The organism is Micromonospora sp. NPDC048986 (genome assembly GCF_040649335.1).
GTDB classification, from domain to species: domain Bacteria; phylum Actinomycetota; class Actinomycetes; order Mycobacteriales; family Micromonosporaceae; genus Micromonospora; species Micromonospora alfalfae.
In genome coordinates, this window is record NZ_JBEZFJ010000001.1 from 677,651 (window position 1) to 699,911 (window position 22,261).

At 71.3% G+C, this 22,261-nt stretch carries 20 protein-coding genes; 9 read left to right on the plus strand and 11 right to left on the minus strand.

All coding sequences use genetic code 11. The annotated features are described in order from the left end of the window. The first annotated feature begins 30 nt into the window (after window positions 1-30). The 3 genes from AB0B94_RS03140 to AB0B94_RS03150 all read left to right on the plus strand — a co-directional run bounded on the left by AB0B94_RS03140 (window position 31) and on the right by AB0B94_RS03150 (window position 3,514). Window positions 31-483 carry an SCP2 sterol-binding domain-containing protein gene (locus tag AB0B94_RS03140; protein WP_196920508.1) on the plus strand — a complete coding sequence of 151 codons (453 nt, stop codon included), beginning with the start codon at window positions 31-33 and terminating at the stop codon, window positions 481-483. Window position 484: 1 nt separating this feature from the next. Beyond that, entirely contained in the window at window positions 485-1,699 is a 1,215-nt protein-coding gene (locus AB0B94_RS03145) for an acyl-CoA dehydrogenase family protein (protein WP_357267756.1), read from the plus strand. 252 nt (window positions 1,700-1,951) lie between these two features. Further along, entirely contained in the window at window positions 1,952-3,514 is a 1,563-nt protein-coding gene (locus AB0B94_RS03150; RefSeq protein WP_357267759.1) for an AMP-binding protein, read from the plus strand. 55 nt (window positions 3,515-3,569) lie between these two features. Here the strand turns inward: AB0B94_RS03150 and AB0B94_RS03155 are convergent, their stop codons facing one another. The 6 genes from AB0B94_RS03155 to AB0B94_RS03180 form a co-directional block, all read right to left on the minus strand. Further along, window positions 3,570-4,775 (minus strand): hypothetical protein, encoded by a 1,206-nt coding sequence (locus tag AB0B94_RS03155; RefSeq protein ID WP_357267761.1) that lies wholly within the window; start codon window positions 4,773-4,775, stop codon window positions 3,570-3,572. Between the two features lie 5 nt (window positions 4,776-4,780). After that, window positions 4,781-5,365: a SigE family RNA polymerase sigma factor gene (locus AB0B94_RS03160; RefSeq protein ID WP_357267763.1), complete on the minus strand. Its 585-nt coding sequence runs from the start codon at window positions 5,363-5,365 to the stop codon at window positions 4,781-4,783. Window positions 5,366-5,781: 416 nt separating this feature from the next. After that, window positions 5,782-7,032, minus strand: a complete 1,251-nt coding sequence (purD, locus tag AB0B94_RS03165; RefSeq protein ID WP_357267765.1) for a phosphoribosylamine--glycine ligase — start codon at window positions 7,030-7,032, stop codon at window positions 5,782-5,784. A 119-nt stretch (window positions 7,033-7,151) separates the two neighbouring features. Continuing rightward, a complete protein-coding gene (locus AB0B94_RS03170; RefSeq protein WP_357267766.1) occupies window positions 7,152-7,427 on the minus strand; it encodes a DUF559 domain-containing protein in 276 nt (91 codons plus the stop codon). Then, the gene (locus AB0B94_RS03175) at window positions 7,402-8,082 is read right to left on the minus strand and encodes a type IV toxin-antitoxin system AbiEi family antitoxin domain-containing protein (RefSeq protein WP_357267767.1); all 681 of its coding nucleotides are present in this window, start codon (window positions 8,080-8,082) and stop codon (window positions 7,402-7,404) included. The genes AB0B94_RS03170 and AB0B94_RS03175 overlap by 26 nt, the downstream gene beginning before the upstream one ends. 182 nt (window positions 8,083-8,264) lie before the next feature. Beyond that, a complete protein-coding gene (locus tag AB0B94_RS03180; RefSeq protein ID WP_238672740.1) occupies window positions 8,265-9,554 on the minus strand; it encodes an adenylosuccinate synthase in 1,290 nt (429 codons plus the stop codon). A gap of 124 nt (window positions 9,555-9,678) precedes the next feature. On the opposite strand from AB0B94_RS03180, the gene AB0B94_RS03185 reads away from it, so the two are divergent. Both AB0B94_RS03185 and AB0B94_RS03190 read left to right on the plus strand, forming a co-directional pair. After that, complete coding sequence (locus AB0B94_RS03185) at window positions 9,679-10,743, plus strand: diacylglycerol kinase family protein (protein ID WP_357267770.1); 1,065 nt, start codon at window positions 9,679-9,681, stop codon at window positions 10,741-10,743. Window positions 10,744-11,483: 740 nt separating this feature from the next. Then, window positions 11,484-13,298, plus strand: a complete 1,815-nt coding sequence (locus tag AB0B94_RS03190) for a chromosome partitioning protein (protein ID WP_357268416.1) — start codon at window positions 11,484-11,486, stop codon at window positions 13,296-13,298. A gap of 44 nt (window positions 13,299-13,342) precedes the next feature. On the opposite strand, the gene AB0B94_RS03195 is transcribed toward AB0B94_RS03190, so the two are convergent. Next, a complete protein-coding gene (locus tag AB0B94_RS03195) occupies window positions 13,343-13,771 on the minus strand; it encodes a DUF3151 domain-containing protein (RefSeq protein WP_238672738.1) in 429 nt (142 codons plus the stop codon). Window positions 13,772-14,020: 249 nt separating this feature from the next. On the opposite strand from AB0B94_RS03195, the gene AB0B94_RS03200 reads away from it, so the two are divergent. Further along, window positions 14,021-15,214 (plus strand): hypothetical protein, encoded by a 1,194-nt coding sequence (locus tag AB0B94_RS03200; protein WP_357267772.1) that lies wholly within the window; start codon window positions 14,021-14,023, stop codon window positions 15,212-15,214. Window positions 15,215-15,265: 51 nt separating this feature from the next. Here the strand turns inward: AB0B94_RS03200 and fbaA are convergent, their stop codons facing one another. After that, window positions 15,266-16,291: a class II fructose-bisphosphate aldolase gene (fbaA, locus tag AB0B94_RS03205; RefSeq protein WP_124853722.1), complete on the minus strand. Its 1,026-nt coding sequence runs from the start codon at window positions 16,289-16,291 to the stop codon at window positions 15,266-15,268. A gap of 135 nt (window positions 16,292-16,426) precedes the next feature. Continuing rightward, on the minus strand, window positions 16,427-16,810 hold the full coding sequence (locus AB0B94_RS03210) for a phage holin family protein (protein WP_357267775.1): 384 nt from the start codon (window positions 16,808-16,810) through the stop codon (window positions 16,427-16,429). A 123-nt stretch (window positions 16,811-16,933) separates the two neighbouring features. On the opposite strand from AB0B94_RS03210, the gene AB0B94_RS03215 reads away from it, so the two are divergent. Next, the gene (locus AB0B94_RS03215) at window positions 16,934-17,146 is read left to right on the plus strand and encodes a hypothetical protein (RefSeq protein WP_357267777.1); all 213 of its coding nucleotides are present in this window, start codon (window positions 16,934-16,936) and stop codon (window positions 17,144-17,146) included. Between the two features lie 146 nt (window positions 17,147-17,292). Continuing rightward, complete coding sequence (locus AB0B94_RS03220) at window positions 17,293-18,864, plus strand: LPXTG cell wall anchor domain-containing protein (RefSeq protein WP_357267779.1); 1,572 nt, start codon at window positions 17,293-17,295, stop codon at window positions 18,862-18,864. A 76-nt stretch (window positions 18,865-18,940) separates the two neighbouring features. On the opposite strand, the gene AB0B94_RS03225 is transcribed toward AB0B94_RS03220, so the two are convergent. Both AB0B94_RS03225 and AB0B94_RS03230 read right to left on the minus strand, forming a co-directional pair. Next, on the minus strand, window positions 18,941-20,002 hold the full coding sequence (locus tag AB0B94_RS03225; protein WP_357267781.1) for an LCP family protein: 1,062 nt from the start codon (window positions 20,000-20,002) through the stop codon (window positions 18,941-18,943). A gap of 2 nt (window positions 20,003-20,004) precedes the next feature. Beyond that, on the minus strand, window positions 20,005-20,484 hold the full coding sequence (locus AB0B94_RS03230; protein ID WP_112586142.1) for a SigE family RNA polymerase sigma factor: 480 nt from the start codon (window positions 20,482-20,484) through the stop codon (window positions 20,005-20,007). A 181-nt stretch (window positions 20,485-20,665) separates the two neighbouring features. Between AB0B94_RS03230 and AB0B94_RS03235 the strand changes: the two genes are divergently transcribed. Next, on the plus strand, window positions 20,666-22,216 hold the full coding sequence (locus AB0B94_RS03235) for an LPXTG cell wall anchor domain-containing protein (protein ID WP_357267783.1): 1,551 nt from the start codon (window positions 20,666-20,668) through the stop codon (window positions 22,214-22,216). The last annotated feature ends 45 nt before the right edge of the window (window positions 22,217-22,261 follow it).

Here is a 22,261-nt window from a genome sequence, read left to right on the forward strand (position 1 = left end):
GAGTAGCCAATCTTCCGGAAGGCGCACCTGATGACTGACTTCGACCCGGCCACCTTCGCCAACGTCGGCCCCAAGGAGTTCGCCCAGCTGGTCAAGTCCACCCCGGACGACAAGATCGCCCAGGTGATGTCCGGCGACCTGCGCGACAAGGTCCTGGGCGAGGTGTTCGGTCGGATGCCGTCGCTGTTCCGCGCCGACCGGGCCGGCTCGACCAACGCGGTCATCCACTGGATCATCACCGGCCGCCCCGACGGCGGCAGCGACACCTACGAGGTGGTCATCGCCGACGGCACCTGCGTCGTGAACGAGACCCCGCAGCACGACCCGAAGCTGAGCCTCACCATGGGCCCGGTCGAGTTCCTGAAGATCGTCTCCGGTGGCGCCAACCCGGTGATGATGTTCATGACCGGCAAGTTGAAGGCGAAGGGCGATCTCGGCCTCGCCGCCAACATCGCCAACCTGTTCGACATCCCCAAGGCCTGACATGGCCGAGTTCTCGCTCGACCTGAACGAGGAACAGCGGGATCTACGCGACTGGGTGCACGGCTTCGCCGCCGAGGTCGTGCGCCCAGCCGCCGCCGAGTGGGACGAGCGCGAGGACACCCCGTGGCCGGTGATCCAGGAAGCCGCCAAGGTCGGCCTCTACGGCTTCGAGTTCCTCGCCACCTGCTGGGCCGACCCGACCGGGCTCTCCCTGCCGATCGCCAGCGAGGAACTCTTCTGGGGTGACGCCGGCATCGGCATGAGCATCTTCGGCACCTCACTCGCCGTCGCCGCCATCTACGGCGCCGGCACCCCCGACCAGATGGTCGAATGGGTGCCGCAGTGCTTCGGCGACGTCGACAGGCCTGCCGTCGCCGCCTTCTGCACCAGCGAGCCGGAAGCCGGCTCCGACGTCGGCGCGATGCGCACCCGGGCCGTCTACGACGAGGCCACCGACGAGTGGGTGCTCACCGGCCAGAAGGCGTACGCCACAAACGGCGGAATCGCCGGAGTGCACGTGGTCACCGCCTCCGTCGACCCCGCGCTCGGCTCCCGGGGTCAGGCGGCGTTCGTCGTACCACCGGGCACTCCCGGCCTGGCCGCCACCCGCAAGCTGCGCAAACTCGGCCTCCGCGCGTCACACACCGCCGACGTCTTCCTCGACGGGGTACGCGTACCCGGCCGCTGCCTGCTCGGCGGACGGGACGCCCTGCTGGAACGCCTGGACCGGGCCCGCTCCGGTCAGCGGGCCACCGGGCAGGCCGCGATGCGCACCTTCGAGCTGTCCCGACCCACAGTCGGCGCCCAGGCGCTCGGCGTGGCCCGGGCCGCCTACGAATACTCCCTCGACTACGCGAAGGACCGGGTCCAGTTCGGACGCCCGATCATCGAGAACCAGGCGGTCGCGTTCGCGCTGGCCGACATGCGGATGGAGATCGACGCGGCGCGGCTGCTGGTCTGGCGGGCCTCGTGGATGGGCCGCAACAACCGCCCGTTCACCGCTGGCGAAGGGTCGATGTCCAAGCTCAAGGCCGGCGAGGTGGCCGTGTCGGTCACCGAGAAGGCCGTGCAACTGCTCGGCGGAGCCGGCTTCCTGCGTGACCACCCGGTCGAGCGCTGGTACCGGGACGCCAAGATCTACACCATCTTCGAGGGCACCTCGGAAATCCAACGACTGGTCATCTCCCGGGCGATCTCCGGGATGCAGATCCGCTGACCGGCCGGCCCCCCTGCGGCTCGGGGTGCCCAGTGGCCGGCCGGTCCGGGCGACGGGCGGTCCCTGCGCCGGCCGGCCGCGCCGAGCGCCGCTGCACATCGCAGCCGGAATCCACGATCTGTGCCGTCTTCGTCACCCCACGCCGACGCGGACTGGGCCTTCCGCAGCGCCCAGTGCATGATCAAGGAAGAAGCCCTGATGGACGGGGGAACCAGTCACCCGTCCGCGCACCGCCCGTAGGAGGTCTGCGGCATGGACCTGCCGTTCTTCGTCGCCACGCTGACTCGTCGCGGGCTGCTCATGCCGGGCAGCCCGATCCGGATCACCTCTCAGCTCAACGCGTTGCGCACCTGGGGGTGGAGCCTGGCCGGCGAACTACGCCAGGCAGCCGCCCGCGACCCCGGCCGGCTGGCGGTCATCGACGAGGACGGCACCGAGCTGACCTATCAGGACCTGCTCGACCGGGCCGAACGGATGGCCCGGTCGATGCGGGCCGGGCTCGGCGTACAGGCCGGCGACCGGATCGGCGTGCTCTGCCGCAATCACCACGGGCTGATCGAGACGATCGTCGCAGCCAACCTGCTGGGTGTGGACGCGGTCCTGGTCAACACCGGGCTCTCCACCGCCCAACTGGTCACCGTCGCCGAGGAGCAGCAACTCCGGCTGCTGGTGCACGACGACGAGTTCGCCGAGCGGGTCCTCGGCCTCCCCGCCGAACTGCCCCGCCTCGACGAACGCGCCCGCGAGGAGCTGGTCGCCGGGGCCCTCCCGGGCGAGCTGCACCCGCCGGAGCGCGACGGCAGGATCATCGTGCTCACCTCGGGCACCACCGGGGCACCCAAGGGCGCCCGACGACCCACGCCCAGCGGTTTCGGCCCGCTGGTGTCCATCATCGATCGCATCCCGCTGCACACCCGCGACCGGGTCATGATCACAGCGCCGATCTTCCATACCTGGGGGTTCGCCGCCCTCCAGGTCTGTCTCGCGCTACGGGCCACCATCGTGCTGCAGCGCCGCTTCGACCCGGCCGCCACGCTCACCGCGCTGCACCAACACCGGTGCGACGCGCTCTTCGCCGTACCCGTGATGGTGCAGCGGCTGCTGGAGGTGCCCGCGCCAGACCCGCGCCCGCCACTCAAGGTCGTCGCCGTCAGCGGTTCGGCGCTGCCTGGTGGGCTTGCCCCGAAGTTCATGGACGTCTACGGAGACGTCCTCTACAACCTCTACGGCTCCACCGAGGTCTCCTGGGCCTCCATCGCCGGCCCCCAGGACCTGCGCGAGGCACCCACGACGGCAGGCCGACCACCACACGGAACCCGGCTGGAGTTGCTCGACGACAACGGACAGCCGGTCGCGAACGGACAGGTCGGGCGGATCTTCGTCGGCAACGAGATGCTCTTCGAGGGGTACACCTCCGGTGCCAACCGGGAGACCCGCGACGGGCTGCTCGACACCGGTGACCTCGGCCGACTCAACCCCGACGGGCTGCTCTTCGTCGACGGCCGGGCCGACGACATGATCGTCTCCGGTGGTGAGAACGTCTTCCCGTCCGAGGTGGAGGATCTGCTCGCCCAACTGCCCCAGGTCCGCGAAGCGGCCGTGATCGGCGTGCCCGACCCCGAGTACGGCCAGCGACTGTCCGCGTTCCTCGCCCTGCACCCCAACGAGACGCTCGACCCCGAGGCGGTACGCGAGTACGTCCGGCACTACCTGGCCCGATTCTCCGTCCCCCGAGACGTCATCTTCGTGAAGTACCTGCCCCGGAACGCCACCGGCAAGGTGCTCAGCCGGGAGTTGCGCCGCTACTACGGCTGACCGCCCCGAAACCGTCAGCGAAAGCCGACGAGTTCCGGGGCGGTCACCGTGCCCGTCAGTCGACCATCAGCGAAGGCCGCCAGTCCGGCTTGGCCTCGGCGAGGTCGAGGCGCTGGAACAGGCCCTTCGTGCCCTGCTCATCGAGCGTTCCGCTGTGTGCGTCGATCTCGACCACCATCCCCCGTACGTCGAGCACCTCCAGCGTCTCCGACGAGCTCGGATCAGCGGCAGCGTAGAAGGACGCCTGATGACCGTCGACCGTGGTGTTCGGCGGCCGGAAGAGTTCCTTCCCTTTCAACTCGGCCCGAATCTTGTCGGTCATCTCGGCGTACGGGGAGAAGCCGACATCCACCGTCTTCGCCCGCTGCCTACCGGGATCAGCCGTGGAGGGTTCGGCGCTGTACGTGACGCCGGCGTACCACCGCCAACCGTCCGGGGTCAGCGGCCCGGAAACGGTGGTCTGGATCGGCCGTACCTTCTGCGACACCACCCCCTTCACCTGGGCCGGCATCCGCACCAGCTCGGTCGTAGCGAACCTGAGCCGCTGCGCCACGTGCAGAGCGATCTCGCGGGCATCCTGCCCCGCCGCCCAGGGTGAGACGTCGACAGCGGCCCAGCCGTCCGGGGCGTACCGCCAGCGGAGGGAGAGCCGGTCAGTGCCGTCGACGTCATACTGGGTGAAGGTCGCCGATGTGCCCCGCACATCGGGCGCGGGCGCCGTACTCAGGGTGGGTGCCCGTTGGTCGATGCCCATGACCTGCGGCGCGGGCGGCGTCACCCCTCGCGGGTGGAGACTCACCGCAACCCCTGCCCAGTTAGGGTTCGGCGAGTCGGCGGCGTGCGCGATCAGGACGACACCCGGCCCGCTCAGCAGCAGACCCGACTGGTACTGCAAGCTGTCCAGACCCGACGGCAACCAACCGAACCGAACGTACTGAACGGTCGGATCGATCGTCTCCAACGCGGCCGGGATCCGGGACGTGTCGGGCGCCGGCACCTCCCCGGTGTACGGCTCCAACGGAGCCAGCGCACCGACCATCTCCAGCGACGGCGGCGACGACCCGTCCGGCGCGACCAGGCCCGGCACCGTGACCACGCCGACGGCAACCGCGACCACCGCCAGTGCGGCGCCAGCGCCCCGTGCGTACCAGCGCTGCCGCCGCCCGACGGTCATCGCCCGTTCGATGTTCACAACGACCGACGGTGTCTCGGCCGCCTCGACCTCGGCGCGCATCAACCGCGCCACATCCGTGTCATCCATCATCGTCAACCTCCGTGGGCCAACACACTGGTCGGCGTACCACTCGCCATGCCGGTCCGCATGGTGGCCGGCACGTCATCTCGGGCGGGGGCGAGCAGACCTCGCAGCGTCGCCAGCCCCTTGGCGGTCTGGCTCTTGACGGTGCCCGGCGCGCAGCCGAGCGCCTGCGCCGTCTCCTCCACCGTCAGGTCCTGAAAGAACCGCAGCACCAGGACGGCGCGCTGCCGGGGCGCGACCTGGCGCAGCGCCGCCACCAGATCGAGCCGTTCAGCGGCGTCCGGGGCGGACGGTGCGGGCCGCTCCGGTAGCAGGTCGGTGAGCCGCACCCGGGCCCAGCCACGTCGCCGCTCGTCGATCAACCGTCGCATCAGCATCGTCCGTACCAGTGCGTTCAGGTTGTCGGCCCGCCGCGCCCGGGACCAGTTGCGGTACAGCTCGGTGAGCACCCGCTGCACGATGTCGTCGCCCTGATGCCAGTCACCGCTCATCAGGTACGCCGTCCGCCGCCACTGCGGCAGACCAACCCGGACGCACTCGGTGTACTCGGCATCAGCCGCGGCCCGCTCGACCGACGTCCGGCTCAGCGGCATCCTCGGACCTGTCCTCCCACCGGCCACCAACAGCACGGCGATCGTCCGCAAACCCGCATCTCCACTCCTCGCGTCGCTGTGCCTCCGACACCGCTAAGTCGTGGCCGGAGCAACGCGGGGTTGCCCCTCGGGGGGCGACAACCGCACCGGACTGGCGCAACTTCTGCCCGCACCGGCACGCCAACCGACCGACCGGGCCGCTCGGCCGGGCGACGGATCGGCACGCCGGTGGGCTGTCGGCGGGCCGTCCGGCCGTGGCGGGGACAGAACGTGCCCGGGTGCGGCTCTTCAGGGTGCCGTTCGGCGGCACCGGAGCGTGGCGAACCCAAGGGTGATCCGGAACCGGGTGGGGCTCCATCAGCCCGACCCACACCGCGGAGGTTCGCGGTCGAAACCCAGCCCGCCGACGCGGGGACTCAGCTGGGGATCGTGATCCGGTTCTCGATCGCGGCGGCGGCGATGTCGGTGCGATGCTGCGAGCCGGCCAACTTCACCCCGTCCACCAGCGCGTACGCGGCGTCCCGCGCGGCGGCCAGGTCGGCACCGGTTGCCGTACCGCAGAGGACCCGGCCGCCGGCGGAGAGCAACGCGCCGTCGCTGGCCCGGCGGGCGGTGCCCGCGTGGATGACGCCCGGACGGTCCGCACCGGTGATCACGTCGCCGGTGCGCGGCGCAGCCGGATAACCCGCCGAGGCGAGCACCACCGTCACGGCGCTACCGTCGCGCCACCGCAGCGGCGGGTGCTCGGCCAACGAGCCGGTGGCCGCCGCGTGCAGCAGCCCACCAAGCGGGGTCTCCAGCAGCGCGAGCACCACCTGGGTCTCCGGGTCACCGAAGCGCGCGTTGAACTCGATCACCCGAGGGCCGGCGGCGGTGATCGCGAGCCCGACGTAGAGCAGGCCGGCGAACGGGGTGCCCCGGCGACGCATCTCCGCGAGCGTCGGGTGGACCACGTCGCGCATCACGTCGTCGACCAGCCCGGACGGGGCCCAGGCCAGCGGCGCGTACGCCCCCATGCCACCGGTGTTCGGCCCGATGTCGCCGTCGCCGAGCCGCTTGAAGTCCTGTGCCGGCACCAGCGGCAGCGCCGCCTCGCCGTCGGTGACCACGAAGAGGCTGACCTCCGGGCCGTCGAGGAACTCCTCGACCACGACACGTCCACACTCGTTCGCGTGCGCCAACGCGGCGGCCCGGTCGTCGGTCACCACCACGCCCTTGCCGGCGGCGAGCCCGTCGTCCTTCACCACGTACGGCGCGCCGAACTCGTCCAGCGCCCGAGCGATGCTCGCCTCGTCCGTGCAGACGTACGCCCGGGCGGTCGGCACGCCGGCGGCGGTCATCACGTCCTTGGCGAACGCCTTGGAGCCCTCCAGCTGCGCGGCAGCACCGGATGGACCGAACACGGCGATGCCCTTGGCGCGCACCGCATCGGCGACCCCGGCGACCAGTGGCGCCTCGGGCCCGATCACCACCAGGTCAGCGGCGGTCTCCACGGCCAACGCCGCCACCGCCGCCGGATCTGAGGCGCTCACCGCACGCAGCTCAGCCACCGAGGCGATCCCCGGATTACCAGGCGCCGCAACAAGCGCGGAAACCCCCGAGTCGCCAGCCAGCCCGAGCGCGAGCGCATGCTCCCGCCCACCACCACCCACCAAAAGAACCCGCACGCCCGAGATCCTACTGTCCCCCACTAACCCACCGTTGATCATGAAGTTATTGCCCTGCACCCCGGCGAGTCGTGGCAATAACTTCATGATCAACGCGGCGGGGAGGTTGGCGATCGGGATCAACGGTGACGGGCGTTGGCGATTGCCTGACGGATGGTCCAGGGGATGTAGTCGGGGCGGAGGGTGTCGTCCCAGGTGAATCGGAGGACAGTCCAGCCGGCGTTGACGAGGCGATTCTGGCGGCGACGATCGGCGTAGACGGCTTCCGGGGCGCTGTGCGGGCCACGGCCGTCGGCCTCGGCGATGAGCCGGGGAACACTCCAGCCGAGATCGCCGATTCCCAACAGGTAGCCGTCCTCATCGCGGACCTCAAGTTGCAGTGCGTCCGGTGGCACCCTTCCCGTCGACGCAGCGCAACCGGGCCCGCGTCTCAAGCGGGGACTGTGAACGGCCATCGGCCTCGGCGAGATAGCCGCGCGCCGCCACCGCACCGCGTCGTCCGCGAATGAGGCCCGGAACGGAGAGCAGGTCATCGGTGGTCACGAGCCGACGGTTCAGCGCCGAATCCAGCACGCTCACCGCCGAGAACCGATCAACTCTCAGGCTCACGTCAGCAAGGGTCCGCAGCGGCCCGGTAGCGGTAATTCCGTGCACCCGGACAAGCTGCTCGGGCTGGATGACCAACTGGTGGACCACCACCTCCGGGTGAGCGCGCCGGGCCGGCCTGGCGATCGGGCCTGGCACCGACAGGTCGATCACGTCGGTGGCCCGCAGACCGGCCAGCCCGTGCAGTTCCGCGGCCGTTGCGAGCACAGCGGCTGCGGCTGGTCCGAAGGAGGCCACCGCAGCCCTGATCCGTGCCGATCGAGGAACGCCGTCGTACAGGTCGGCGTCCACCAGGTAGCTGCCACGCGCCACAACCCGCCAGCGTCCAGCCCGACAGAGCCGCTGCACCTCATGCGTGGTCAGGCCGGCCGCGCGGGCCTGCCCGAGCGTCACCACTCCGTCCTGCGCGGCCGCAACCCGCCGCGCCACGTCCAAGGCGTCCACCCGCCCACCCTGGCCCAGCCCGAACCCTCAAAACACCCCCTGTGGACAACCACTCCCTCCCTGTGGATAACCAGCCCATCACCACAGGTTGATCATGAAGTTATTGCCAGTCACGTCGGCGTGTCCTGGCAATAACTTCATGATCAACGCGGCGTAGAGGGGGTGGGGAGGGGGTGGGGGGGTTAGGGGAGGAGGGGGTGGAGGACTACGTTTTCTTCTCGGCCTGGGCCTACGCCCACGACGCTCACCCTCGTGTTGCAGATCTCTTCGACCCTCGCGATGTAGCGGCGGGCGTTCTCCGGGAGGTCGTCGATGGTGCGGGCCTTGGTGATGTCCTCCCACCAGCCGTCGAGTTCCTCGAAGACCGGCTTGGCGTGGTGGAAGTCCGTCTGGCTCATCGGCATGTCGTCGACCCGGACGCCGTTGATCTCGTAGCCGACGCAGATCGGCACCTTGGGCAGGCCGGTGAGCACGTCCAGCTTGGTGATGACCAGGTCGGTGACGCCGTTGAGGCGGCAGGCGTAGCGGGCGACGACAGCGTCGAACCAGCCGCACCGGCGCTCCCGCCCGGTGGTGGTGCCGTACTCCGCGCCGATCTTGCGCAGGTGGTCACCGTTGGCGTCGAACAGCTCGGTCGGGAACGGCCCGGCGCCGACCCGGGTGGTGTACGCCTTGCTCACCGCGATGACCTTGTTGATCGCGGTCGGCGGGATGCCCGCCCCCACGCAGGCGCCACCGGCCGTCGGGTTGGACGAGGTAACGAAGGGGTAGGTGCCGTGGTCCATGTCGAGCATGGTGGCCTGGGCGCCTTCCAGCAGCACCGTCTCGCCCCGGTCCAGGGCGTCCCAGAGCATCGCCCGGGTCTCCGCGATGTACGGCTTGAGCCGCTCCGCGTACGCCAGGTACTCCTCGACGGTCGCCTCAACGTCGATCGCCTTGCGGTTGTAGACCTTGAACAGGATCTGGTTCTTCTCGCGCAGCGCGAGTTCCAGCTTCTTGCGCAGGATGCCCGGGTCGAGCAGGTCCTGGAGGCGGATGCCGATCCGGGCGACCTTGTCGCCGTAGGCCGGGCCGATGCCACGGCCGGTGGTGCCGATCCGGGACGAGCCGAGGTAACGCTCGATGACCCGGTCCAGCGCCCGGTGGTGCGGCATGATCAGGTGCGCGTCACCGGAGATCCGCAGCCGGGACACGTCGACGCCGCGCTCCGCCAGGCCGTCGATCTCGGCGAGCAGCACCTTCGGGTCGACCACCACACCGTTGCCGATGACGATCATCGCGTTCGGCGAGAGCGCGCCGGACGGCATCAGGTGCAGCGCGTACTTCTGGCCGTCCGGGGTGATCACCGTGTGCCCGGCGTTGTTGCCGCCGGAGTAGCGCACGACGTAGTCGACCCGCTCACCAAGCAGGTCGGTAACCTTGCCCTTGCCCTCGTCGCCCCACTGAGCGCCGATGAGCACGATCGCTGGCATCTTTTCCGCCTCCAGAAGGCTCGGGTGCCAGGTGGCGACCGCTCGGCGAGCCCGGGGTGTCAGGTTAACAAGTAGTGACGGCGTGGCCGGCAGGGGTCGCGTCGAGAGGCAGGAGGCTCCTTCCGTGTACGACGTGGTGCTGCTCACCCTCGGTTCGGAGCGGGACGCTCCCGGGGGCTGTGGCAGCGGCGGGGCCTGCTGCGGCGGCGCGACCGGGGCCGACACCGCCCCGACGAGCCAGACCGACACCGGCCAGACCGACACCGGCCAGACCGGCAGCAGCCAGGCCGAGACCGACACCGGGCAGTGCGCGACGGAGCGGCCACGGGTGCCGGTGCTGGCCTGCGCCGACGCGCTGAACGCCCGGGGTGCCCGGGTGGAGACGGTCACCGCCCGCTCCGACGCCGAGATCGACGCGGTGTTGGCCCGGCTCGACGGCCCGGCCCGACCGGACGGCCTCACCTGGCCGGACCCGGACAGCAAGACCCGGCTGGTCGTCGCCACGGCCAGCGACGGGCAGTTGCGCGCCGTGCTGCGCCGGCTGGTCAAGCGGTACGCCCCGGCGCCGAGCAAGCGCCCGGCGGATCTGCCCGGCAACCGGACCCTGCCCGACCTGCCGCCGGTGGCCGTACTCCCGCTCGACCCGGCCCGCGGCGGCACCCACCGGGACCTGGCCGCGCAGCTCGGGCTGCCCCGTGACCCGGCGGCGGTGGCCGCCGCGGTGCTGGACGGCACGCCGCGCCGGTTGGACCTGCTCCGCAACGACGGTGGCTCGGTGACCCTGGACGGCGCGCTCCTCGGCGCGGCCGACGACGCCGGCCGGCCGCTGCACTGGCGCGCCCGGGTGGAGGTCGACGACACCATCCTCTCCGACGGTGCGGAACCGCTGCTGGCCTGCGCGGTCGGGAACGCAGGCGGGTACGCGACGCTCAACGACGTGACGCTGTTGACCGCGCCGGACCCGGCCGACGGCCAGGTCGAGGTCGCGGTGGCCGTGCCGGTGGTCGTCCGCGCGGCGTGGGGGCGCAAGCGGGTACGCCTGGAAGTTCGGCGGGCTCGTGGGCGGGCGGTGTCGGTGCTGCCCAGGGAGGGCAAGGTGCCGTACCTCGACGATGGTGTCGAGGGCGAGCTGACCCGTAAGCGTTCCTGGTGGGTAGAGCCGGGCGCCTGGGCGGTCTGGTCGAGCTGACCTCGACCGTACCGACCGGCCGACCTGTCTGCGCCGATCGGCCCTGGTGGGCGATTGGGCCTATCCTCGCAGGAGGACTGGGGAGGGCCGTAATGGACGAGAACGCCGACCGGGCGCAGGTGCCCGGCCAGCAGCCGGTGCCGGAGCGGGACGTCGAACCACTCTGGCCGCCAGATCCGGGCGACCAGGGCGCGGTGCCGCCGTGGGCTGCGGTCGCCCAGCAGCGGGGTGGGCCGTCTCCGGTCACCCATCCGGTCACGCCGCCGGTGGCCGCGCCGCCGATCGGGCGACCGCCGGTTCCCGGCCAGCCCGGCGCAGCCGCCCAGTCGCCGCCCTCGCCGTCGGACTACCCGTCGCTCACCGGCGCCGTCCCGGCACCTGGGGGGTGGACGGCAAGCGGCCCGTCCGGCGTCGGGTCGGGTTGGGCGCCGGCGCAGCCGAGTTGGCCGCCGCCGACCGACCCTGCCGCTGCGTCACCGCCGGCCGCTCCGCCAGCGACCGGTGTCCGGCCGACGCCGCCGGCGACCGGCCCGGGAAGCAACGGCGGCCCAGCCGGCCCCGGCATCCCGGCTGTCGCGGCGACACCGGGCACCACCTCCGCGCCGAGGGACGGTCGGCCCGCCGCGATCGACGCGGGCAGTGCCGCGCCCGATGCGGCCAGCCAGGTCGGTGACGCGGCGCAGGTACAGCCCGGCGACCGGGGCCCGGCCGCCGCGCCTGTCACCCCGGGCGGCGTCGACCTGAATCTGCCGTTCACCCTGGACCACCCGGCCGCCGCCGACCGCCCCGCCGCACCGGCACCCGCCGGCCGGCCCACCACGGCCGCAGCCACCGACCGGCCCATCCCGGCGGCCACCGCGTCCGCCGCCGGCCCGAACGCCACCGACAGCCCACGCGCCTCCGACAGTCCGACGGCCGCCGGTTCCGCGCCGGCAGACCCCTCGGCCACCGCCCTCGCAGCGGCCGGGCCGGCACCACAGCCTGCCGGATCGGCACCACAGCCTGCCGGATCAGTGCAGCAGGCTGGCCGCCCGACAGCACAGAACGGCGGGCCGACACCGCAGCCCGGCGGGACCGCGCCGCAGGCTGGTGGGCCGCCACCGCAGCCCGGCCAGCCGGCACCACAGCCCGGTGGTCCCGGTGCGGACGGGTCCGCCGACGGGCCGGCACGGCCGATTGCCGAGTCGCCGTGGGCGTACCCGCCGCAGCGCCCGGCCGGAACGGCCGCCCCCGCTCAGGACGAGGCCGGCGCGACGCCTCCGATTCCGCCTCCACCGCCGGTCGTCCCGCACGCCGGTCCCGCTCAGGCACACCCCGGGCAGCCGTTCATCCCCGGCCAGGCCGGCCCGGCGCAGATTCCGCCGCCGCCCGACGTGACGCAGTTCAGCAGCCCACCGCACGGCGCTGCCGCACCGCAGCACGCTCCTGGGCAGGCCGGGCCGGCGACCCCACCGCCGGGGCCGTTCCCGCCCTCGCCGGGTTGGTACCCACCGCCCTGGCAACAGGGCTCGCCCGGCGGCACGCCCGCTCAGCAGTACCAGGAGGCCGACGGGGTGACCCGGGTCCCGACGCCCGCGTACCCGGACGCGACCGCGTACCCGGACGCCAGCTGGACACCGGACACCACAGCCGCGCCGACCGCCGAGGACTTCGCCCGGCGCCGTCAGGTTCGACCCGCCGACCCGGTGGCCACCATGGGTGTACGCGCGGTGGTCAACAAGATGGGCCTGCTCCGACTCTCTCCGGGGCGGCACGAGCAGGAGCTCAAACGGGACATCGAGATGGTGCGCCGCAACTTCGGCGGTCTGCGGCAGGTGACGGTGGTCAACCCGAAGGGCGGTGCCGGTAAGACGGTGGCCATCCTGCTGCTCGCGATGACGTTCGGTCAGAAGCGCGGCGGCTACGTGCTGGCCTGGGACAACAACGAGACCCAGGGCACCCTCGGAATGCGCGCCCAACAGGACTTCCACTCCCGCACGGTGCGGGACATGTTGCGGGACCTCGGGCAGTTCCAGGGTGCGCACGGGCGGGTCGGCGACCTGTCGCAGTATGTCCGCTCGCAGGGCGAGGGGATGTTCGACGTCCTGGCCTCGGACGAGTCGGCCACCGGTGGCGAGATGTTGACAGCTGCCGCGTTCGCCGAGATCCGTGAGGTGGTCAGCCGGTTCTACAAGTTGATTTTCGTGGACACCGGTAACAACGTCCGGGCGCAGAACTGGCAGGCGTCGATGGACGCCACCGACCAGTTGGTGGTCACCATGTCGGCCCGTAACGACTCCGCCGAGACCGCCGCCCGGATGCTCGACCACCTGGAGCAGAGCGGCCGGCAGCGGCTGGTCCGGCAGGCCGTGACGGTGGTGTCGATGCCGCCGTCCCGCAAGGAGATCGACCTGCCGGCCATCCAGGAGCACTTCGCGGCCCGCACCCGGGCGGTGCTGCTGGCCCCGTACGAGCGGCTCATCGACAGCGGCGAGCCGATCCGGTACGGCGGGCTCTCCTCGGCCACCCGGGACGCCTGGCTGAAGATCGCCGCCGCGGTCGCCGAAGGGCTGTGACCCGCCGACGGCCGGCCCGATGTCGGGCCGGCCGTCGGGACGGGTCAGTTGCTCGCCAGCGCGTCCGCCGCTTCCGGGTCGCAGTCGCGCAGGAACTGGGCACAGCGGGCCGCCTCGTCGGCCTCGCCAATCTCGTCGGCGGCGCGGGACAGCACGTAGAGGCAGCGGAGGAAGCCCCGGTTGGGCTCGTGTGACCACGGCACCGGGCCGTGCCCCTTCCAACCACTGCGGCGCAGCTGGTCGAGGCCCCGGTGGTAACCGGTGCGGGCGTACGCGTACGCCGCCACCACCTGGCCCTGCGCGAATGCCCGCGCCGCGAGCTCCGCCCAGGCCGCGCTGTAGGTCGGGAAGCCGGCCGCCACGTTGGCGTACGCCTCATCGGTGCCGGCCTCGTCGGCGGCGGCCAGGGCGGCGTCGGCCTCGTCGTTCACGGGCAGGCGGGTGGCCGGTGGCTCTGGCAAAAGGTTCTGCATCGCCCCATTCAACCCGCTGGACAGGGCGACACGCGAGCGGGTCGGCCGACGTGTCCCGCTGAACGGCTGAGGAGTTGGTCACGCCTGCGGCCTATGCCGCTGCCTGGTGTTTTCCACTACAACTAATGGTCCGGAGCCTCCCCAGGAACCGGTTATGCAGGAGCCCGGTGGCCACGACCGCCGGGCTCCTGTCCGTTCCGCCACTGGCCCGAGGTTTGACCGGCCCTCGCGGAGGGGCAGGATGGCCCGGTGCCGACCCCACCTCCCGCGGACGTCATCGAGCCGCACCTGCATGCCGGTGAGATCCAGACCCGGGCCGAGTTCGACAGCCAGCTGAGCACCGGTCGGCTGGCCGGGCTGACCGTGCAGGGCCTGCGGCTCGATCTCGCCCCGGTGCCCGACCTGACCGGCGTCGACGTCGCCGGCACCCTCTTCGTCGGTTGCCGGTTCGCGTCTCGGGACGTGGGCGCCGACCTGGTCCGGCGTGGCGCGAACGTGGTGCCGCCGTTCTCCGGGTTGCCGTACCCGACCCAGCCGACGCACCTCTACACCCCTGACGAGCTGGCCGCCGGGTTCGCCGAGGGCGGGTTCACCGGGATGTACGACACCCGGGTGTACGACCACTACCGGGCGCACGGCGGCGCGCTGCCGGACGTCAAGGAGGCGCTGGGTCAGCGGCTGCACGACCACGGCGTGGACAACGCGCTGGCCGACGCCACGAGGGTCTGGCTGACCGCGTACGGACCGCAGTCGGTGGTGGGCATCATGGGCGGGCACGCGGTGCGGCGCGGCAGTCCCGCGTACCGGATGGCGGCCGTGCTGGGTTGGGAGCTGGCACGGGCCGACCGGCTGGTGGTGACCGGCGGCGGCCCGGGTGTGATGGAGGCGGCGAACCTCGGCGCCTACCTGGCGGACCGGCCGGAGACCGATGTGACGGCGGCGATCGACCTGCTGGCCACCGCGCCCGACTTCACCGACCACCACCGGTACACGGCCACGGCGCTGACGGTCCGGCAGCGCTACGCGGGGGTGCCCCGGCAACGCGGCGACGACCTGGGCTGGGCGCGTGCTGGTGGTCTGGCCATTCCGACCTGGCTGTACGGGCACGAGCCGGCGAACCTGTTCGCCGGGCGGATCGCGAAGTACTTCTCGAACGCGATCCGGGAGGACACCATCCTGCGCCTCGCCCGGGGCGGCATCGTCTTCGCGCCGGGGCGGGCGGGCACCGTGCAGGAGGTGTTCCAGGCGGCCACCAAGACCTACTACGGCACCGACGGTGCCAGCGGGGCGTACATCTTCCTGGACCGCGCCTACTGGACCGCGGAGCTGCCGGTGGAGGCGCTGTTGCGTCCGCTGCTGGCCGCGTCCCCGTTCGGTGATCTGTCGTCGACGATCCACCTCACCGACGACGTTCGCGAGGCGGTACGCCTGCTGACGACCTGACGACGACGGCCGGCTCCCCGGGTGGGGAGCCGGCCGTCGGGTGGGACGTCGTTACTTGGTCATCGTGGTGCCGGTCGAGCGCAGGTGCTCGCAGGCCTCGACGACCCGGGCGGCCAGGCCGGCCTCGGCGGCCTTGCCCCAGGCGCGCGGGTCGTACTGCTTCTTGTTGCCGACCTCGCCGTCGATCTTCAGCACGCCGTCGTAGTTGCGGAGCATGTGGTCCACGACGGGGCGGGTGAAGGCGTACTGGGTGTCGGTGTCGATGTTCATCTTCACCACGCCGTAGTCCAGAGCCTCGCGGATCTCGCTCAGCAGGGAGCCCGAGCCACCGTGGAAGACCAGGCTGAGCGGCTTGTCCTTGCCGTACTTGGCGCCGACGGCGTCCTGGATCTGCTTGAGGATCTCCGGACGCAGCTTGACGTTGCCCGGCTTGTAGACGCCGTGCACGTTGCCGAAGGTCAGCGCCGCCATGTAGCGGCCCTTCTCGCCGAGGCCGAGCGCCTCGACCATGGCAAGGCCGTCATCGGTGGTGGTGTAGAGCTTGTCGTTGATGGCGTTCTCGACGCCGTCCTCCTCGCCACCGACGACACCGACCTCGATCTCAAGGACGATCTTGGCCTTGGCGGCCTCGTCGAGCAGCTGCGCGGCGATCTGCAGGTTCTCTGCGACCGGCACTGCCGAGCCGTCCCACATGTGCGACTGGTACAGCGGCTCCTCGCCGCGCTTCACCCGCTCCTGCGAGATGCCCATCAGCGGACGCACGAAACCGTCCAGCTTGTCCTTCGGGCAGTGGTCGGTGTGCAGGGCGATGTTCACCGAGTACTTCTTGGCGACCTCGTGCGCGTACGCGGCGAACGCCACCGCGCCGGTGACCATGTCCTTGATCGAGGGGCCGGAGAGGTATTCGGCGCCACCCGTGGAGACCTGGATGATGCCGTCGCTCTCCGCGTCGGCGAAGCCCTTGAGCGCTGCGTTCAGCGTCTGGGAGGAGGTCACGTTGATCGCGGGGTACGCGTACCGGCCAGCCTTGGCGCGGTCCAGCATCTCCGCGTAAGCCTCGGGGGAAGCGATGGGCATGTGATGTGCTCCTTACTTACCACTCTCGGCCGTGCTGGCCGCTGTTCTTCATTTGTGCGCCGGACCGCGCTGTCCTCCACCCGAAGTATCCCGTAGGTGAGGTGCAGCGGAGAAACCGACCCGGGTGCCAGCCGCTCACCGGCGGTCGAGGTTGTCCGGCACGATGACGCTGATCAACCAGGTCACCACTGTCATCACGATGGCTCCCCAGAACGCCGGCCAGAATCCGTCCACCTGGAACGGCAGGTCGAGCCCGCCGGCGATCCGGTCGGTGAGCAGGAACAGCAACGCGTTGACCACCAGCGCGAACAGGCCCAGGGTCAGCAGGTAGAACACGCAACCGACGACCCGGATCACCGGTTTGAGCACCGCGTTGATCACGCCGAAGATCAGAGCCACCACGATCAGGGTGAGAACGGTGTTGCCACCCGAACGACCGTGCACGTCGACCCCGGGCACGATCAGCGTGGTTATCCACAACGCGACAGCGGTGATCGCCAGTCTGATGAGGAAGCCCACTGCACCATCCTGGCACCGGGTCGCGTCGCCGAGGGCTGATTCCGCCTACTCCGCTTCCGGGCGGCGCGCCGGCCCACCCCGTACGGTGGTGGGGACCGTGCCCCGAGACTCCCGGGAGGGATGATGGGTCAGCCCGACGAGGACTTCACCCCCGGCGACCACCTCGCGCCCGACGAACGCGACACCGAGGCGGACCCGGCCGACGCGGTCGAGCAGGCCACCGTCGCCGGCCCGGCCGACGTCGACAGCGAGCCGCACCGTGGCCTGGAGGTCGGCGACTGGGACGCGATGGAGCAGGCCCGGGTGGTCACCGGGGACGAGGACGACTACCGCTGATTCCGTCGCGGGGTCGGCTGCCCGTTGCGACAGGGGTGTTCAGCCGTTCGGGTCATTCGACGAATGTCGATCCGAAGGGGTTACCGGAGGAGCCTGGGCGTCCCTAGGTTGGACGAGCGCCACCTGTACCCCCACGGGAGGACCTCATGCTCAAGCACTCGCTCCGCTGGCTGACCGGGCTCGGCGCCGCAGGCGTGTTGATCGCCGCCTCCGCCACCCCCGCCGTCGCCGCACCCGCTATCGAGCCCTACTTTCAGGACGCCACACTGGCCGTCGGCTCGGAGGCGACCATCCGGGGCCTGTTGCTGCACGCCGATGAGCCGACGGTCCTGACCGACGTCTCCGTGCGGTACGACTACCGCTCCCTGGCCAACAAGCTCACTGTGACTCCTGCCGACGGCCAGGAGTGCACCGCGCCGGAGCCGGGCGTTCTCGTCTGCACGGAGCCCTCCGATGTCGTCCTGTCCGAGATCCCGCCGCTCGGCAGCGGGATCTACCGCAACGGGGCCAAGCGGGTGCACCTCGGCCTCACCGAGGATGCGCAGCTCGGCGACTCCGGCGACGTCGCGGTCAGCTTCCAGGCGGCCGGCGGTCGGCGCGGCAGCTACACCTCCCGGGTCCGGGTCGGCGAGGGCGTCGACCTGGCCGGCGGACCGTTCACCAGCCTCTCCGCCAAGCCGGGTGGGAAGTTCACTGTGCCGCTGGTCGTGGCCAACGCCGGCGACATGACCGTCACCGGGTTCGTCGCGGTCTTCGACCTCCCCTACTCGATCCGAACCAGGGACCGGTTCAGCAACTGCCGCTACGCCGACGACCACCTGGTCTCCTGCCACTTCGACGAGGAGATCCCGGTCGGCACCGGGCTGGCCACCACGCTGAACCTCGAATTCGGCAAGGACACCTACGCGCCGGCCAACCACTCCGGCTACGCCCAGTTCATGACCACTGCCGACTTCGAGGACCTGACCCGGGTGCGGACGGCCGTCGGCACCCGAGCGGCCACCCCCGGCAGCGGCCCGAAACTGACTCTTGCCGAGGCCCCCGACAGGGTGCGGCAGGCCGACCAGACCGATGTCGGCCCGGGTAACGACCACACCGGGTGGACCATCAAGGCCACCGGCGAGAACGGCACCGACCTCGCGGCGATCGGCGCCACGCTCAAGGGCACGGCCGGCACCGTCGTCACGGCGACCGTCGGCTTCCGGAACAACGGCCCGGCGACGCTCGACAAGACCAACGGGGACTTCGAGGCCGCCACCCACACCGACGTCGAGCTGCCGCCGGGCACCACCGCCGTCGAGGTCCCCGACAGTTGCCAGTTGCGGCAGGGCACCCGCACCTACCAGTGCGCCTCGGAGATGCTGCTGGTGGCCGGGCAGAACTACCCGCTGACGTTCCGGCTGCGCATCGACAGGGTCATTTCCGACGCCCGGGGTGCGGTGCGGGTCAACGCGCCGTGCGAGTGCCCCGCCGGCGGCGGCTTCAAGGACGACACCAAACCGGCGAACGACACCGCCCCCATCGTGGTCAACGCGGCCCAGGGCGGCGGTGGCCACGGCAACGGTGACGGTGATGGTGGCGGCGGTGGCGGCGGCGGCTCACTGCCCATCACCGGTGCTCCCACCACCCTGATCGCCGGCATCGGGGCCCTGCTGCTCGTCGCCGGTGCGGCGAGCTGCCTGCTGGCCCGACGCCGCGGCCCCCGCTCCGTGGCCTGACCCCCGGCCCGCTCCGACCGACGCCCCGCCGGCCCGTACCCGGGCTGGTGGGGCGTCGTCGTGATGTCCTCGTTCGTCAGCGGACGGGATCGACCTGCTCCGGGTGCTGCGCCACCCACTGCGCCAACCGATCCTCACGCAGCGCGGCGAGGAACTCCGGACCCCGCCTCGGGTCCAGCGGCAGCCGCGAAACGTCGTCCACCGGGGGGCCGACCGGCAGGCTGAGCCCCACCGGGTCGACGCTCTTGAGTTCGGGTAACACCGCCACCAGCCTGGTCAGCGGCAGACCGTCGTCGTCGACCGCCAGACCCGTGCCGGCCGCCGACAGCAGCCGGGCGAGCCGGACCGGATTGGTCAGCACGTCCTGCGCGACAGCCCGTCGGACCAGCCCGGCGACGTAACGCTGGGCGTTGCGGTCCCGGTCCAACGCGCCGTCGGGCAGGTACCGCCGTTGCCGCAGCAGGTCGACGGAGGCAGCCCCGTCGAGCATTTGACAGCCGGCCGGGAAGCTCCGGCGGGTGTGCCAGGACCGAACCTCCTTCGGCAGGCACACCTCCACCCCGTCGACCGCCTCGGTGATCCGGCGCAGGCCGGCGAAGGTCAGCACCGCGCCAGCGTCGACGCGTACCCCGGTCAGGTCGGCGACCACCCGGCGGGTCAGGTCGTAGCCGGCGTCCAGGTCGGGCCTTGGCTCGCCGGCACCGGTAAAGAAGGCGCTGTTGAGCTTCTCGATCCCCCGGCCGGGGATCGACACCTCCAGGTCGCGCGGCAACGAGATGAGGTACGGCCGGCTGCGGTCCGCCGGGATGTGCACCAGCAGGACGGAGTCCGCCAACCGGTACGACGGTTGCTCGCCGAATCCGTCCACCCCGAGCAGCAGGACGTTCAACGCCCCGGACTGCCCCCCAACCGGTTGACCAGACAACGACGGGCGCTCCGCCGGCCGATCGGGCCGCAGTTGCGGCACCCCGATTCCGAGCGCGCCGAGCAGGGCGAGCGTGACGCCAGCGGCCTGGAACCGCTGCCGACGGCGACGGCGGACAGCGGCGAGCCGGTCGATCGCTACCCGCAGCGGGCCGGTCGACGGGGTGGACGTCTCGTGCCGGGCGAACGCGGCACGCAGGTCATCCTCGATCATGTTCACGCCTCCACGTACTCGGCCCGGAGCGTGGCCAGGGCTCGGGAGATGGACGAACGGACGGTCCCGACGGCACAGCCGAGAATGTCGGCGATCTCGACGTCGGGCAGGTCCTCGTAGTAGCGCAGCACCAGAGCGGCCCGCTGCCGACGCGGCAGCCGGGACAGCCAGGACCAGACCTGGTCCCGGTCCACGGCGGACTGGGCGTGGTCGGTGGGCACCGGCACCGACGCGTCGGGCTCCCCGCGCAACAGCACCCGGCGCACCCACGAGCCGCGCCGCCAGTCGACGTACTGGTTGGTGAGCATCCGGCGTACGTAACGCTCGGGCGAATCCGCGCGGGCGACCCGACGCCAGTTGAGCTGAACCCGGACCATGGTCTCCTGGACCAAGTCCTGAGCCTGGTGTGGTTCGCCGGTCAGCATCACCGCGTACCGCAGCAGCGGGGCCAGCCGCGTGTCCGCGAACTCCTCGTACGTCACTGCACCTCCCGGGGGCTCCTGCCTCAGATGACGGAAGTGGACCGACCGAACATTGCGGTGACGCTGATCAACCTTTTGGTTTGTCTTGCTCAGCGGGCGGCTTTGCGGGCTGCCGCCCGCCTTAGCGGTTCCTTAAGATCCGCAGGCTCCACCTGATCCCCCAACTGGAGGAACCCCCCTCATGCTCATCCACTCCACCCGGCGTTGGCTCGCCGGCCTGGGCGTGGCAGGCGCGTTCGTCGCTGCCGCCGCCATCCCCGCCTCCGCCGCACCGGCAGCCTCCGCCGCACCGGCAGAGAATCTCGACCTGTACGCGAACAACGTGATCGTCGCGTCCGGCGGCATCGAGAAGTGGGTCACCCTCTTCTCGCTCACCACGGAGCGGCAGCCCGGTGACTACACGGTCAAGGTGGACCGGAGCAAGATCGACGGTTTCGCCGACGTCGAGAGCAGCGGGGAGAACTGCACCGAGTCCGGTGCGATCCTGACGTGCAAGGTCGAGGACCAGGACGACGACGGCTCGTACCTGAACCTCGTCTCCCTCGTCGTCCATGCGAAGGCCGGCGCCAAGCCCGATCAGAAGGGCGAGCTGAGCTTCACTGTCACGCCGGACGGCAAGTCCGGATCCGCCTCCTACAGCTCGACTGTCGAAACCGGCGAGGGCGTCGACCTCGCCACCAACGAGTCCCTGGAGCTCAAAGGCGCGCCCGGTGCCACGCTGAAGGCCCCGTTCCAGGTGACGAACCGGGGCGAGGTGCCCGCGAAGGACGCGGTTCTCTACGTCGTCGGCGCGGACGGTTTTCAGCCGTCGAAGCGCTACGAGAACTGTGAGTACGCCGAGGGCCTGCTGCACGACTTCGAGTTCGCCTGCCGCCTGGACGCCACTATCGGCAAGAACGGCAGCTTCCGCCTCGACGACAGCTTCGGGTTCACCGTGCCCACCGACACCTGGGCGCCGAACACCTTCGGCGGGTTCTCCATCTGGTTCACGCCTGCCGACTGGGACGAGTACCGGTCCATGGCCGAACTCCCGGCCAAGCTCGGGCCGAACGGCACCGAGGGTGAGCTGAAGCTGGAGCCGGTCATGAACCTGCGCTCCCGGCAGACCGACGTCAACCCGTTGGACAACTCGACCTGGGTCGACCTTCAGGTGACCGGCGACCAGCGGGCCGATGTGGCGGCGCGCGGCGCGACGGTGACCGGTGCCGTCGGCGCCACCGTCGGGCTCGCTGTCGGTTACGTCAACAACGGGCCGGCGGCCGTCAACACGGGTGGCAGCGAGTCGCCCTGGATCGGCACCACCGTCACGCTGCCGAAGGGCGTCACCGCCGTCCGCGCTCCGGAGAACTGCTTCGACTCCGAGGACGACGCCTGGGAGCCGGGCAAGCCCGGCGCACGGGTCTACCGGTGCTTCGTGGACGGCTCGATCAAGAAGGGCGAGAAGGTCGACTACGAGTTCCAGGTGCGGATCGACCAGGCCGGCGACCAGGCCGGCGAGGTCAGGCTGCGCACCGGGCACGAGGAGACCGAGATCAAGGACCTGAACCCGGCCAACGACGTCGCCAAGATCCTGGTGAACGCGACCGGCGGCAACGGCGGCGGTGACGGCGGCTCGCTGCCGATCACCGGTCAGTCCACCGGGCTGATCGCCGGCCTCGGCGCGCTGCTGCTCGCCGCGGGCGTCGGCGGCTACCTGGTGGCCAAGCGTCGCCGGACCCGCTTCGTCGCCTGATCCACCCCGCACCACGGGTGCCCCGTCGACCACCACTGGTCGGCG

Coding starts and splice junctions, on each gene's coding strand:
- AB0B94_RS03235 (WP_357267783.1), top strand. CDS start 20,666: ATGCTCATCCACTCCACCCGGCGTTGGCTCGCCGGCCTGGGCGTGGCA.
- AB0B94_RS03145 (WP_357267756.1), top strand. CDS start 485: ATGGCCGAGTTCTCGCTCGACCTGAACGAGGAACAGCGGGATCTACGC.
- AB0B94_RS03155 (WP_357267761.1), bottom strand. CDS start 4,775: ATGGATGACACGGATGTGGCGCGGTTGATGCGCGCCGAGGTCGAGGCG.
- AB0B94_RS03140 (WP_196920508.1), top strand. CDS start 31: ATGACTGACTTCGACCCGGCCACCTTCGCCAACGTCGGCCCCAAGGAG.
- fbaA (WP_124853722.1), bottom strand. CDS start 16,291: ATGCCCATCGCTTCCCCCGAGGCTTACGCGGAGATGCTGGACCGCGCC.
- AB0B94_RS03220 (WP_357267779.1), top strand. CDS start 17,293: ATGCTCAAGCACTCGCTCCGCTGGCTGACCGGGCTCGGCGCCGCAGGC.
- AB0B94_RS03150 (WP_357267759.1), top strand. CDS start 1,952: ATGGACCTGCCGTTCTTCGTCGCCACGCTGACTCGTCGCGGGCTGCTC.
- AB0B94_RS03160 (WP_357267763.1), bottom strand. CDS start 5,365: ATGCCGCTGAGCCGGACGTCGGTCGAGCGGGCCGCGGCTGATGCCGAG.
- AB0B94_RS03225 (WP_357267781.1), bottom strand. CDS start 20,002: ATGATCGAGGATGACCTGCGTGCCGCGTTCGCCCGGCACGAGACGTCC.
- AB0B94_RS03180 (WP_238672740.1), bottom strand. CDS start 9,554: ATGCCAGCGATCGTGCTCATCGGCGCTCAGTGGGGCGACGAGGGCAAG.
- AB0B94_RS03215 (WP_357267777.1), top strand. CDS start 16,934: ATGGGTCAGCCCGACGAGGACTTCACCCCCGGCGACCACCTCGCGCCC.
- AB0B94_RS03195 (WP_238672738.1), bottom strand. CDS start 13,771: ATGCAGAACCTTTTGCCAGAGCCACCGGCCACCCGCCTGCCCGTGAAC.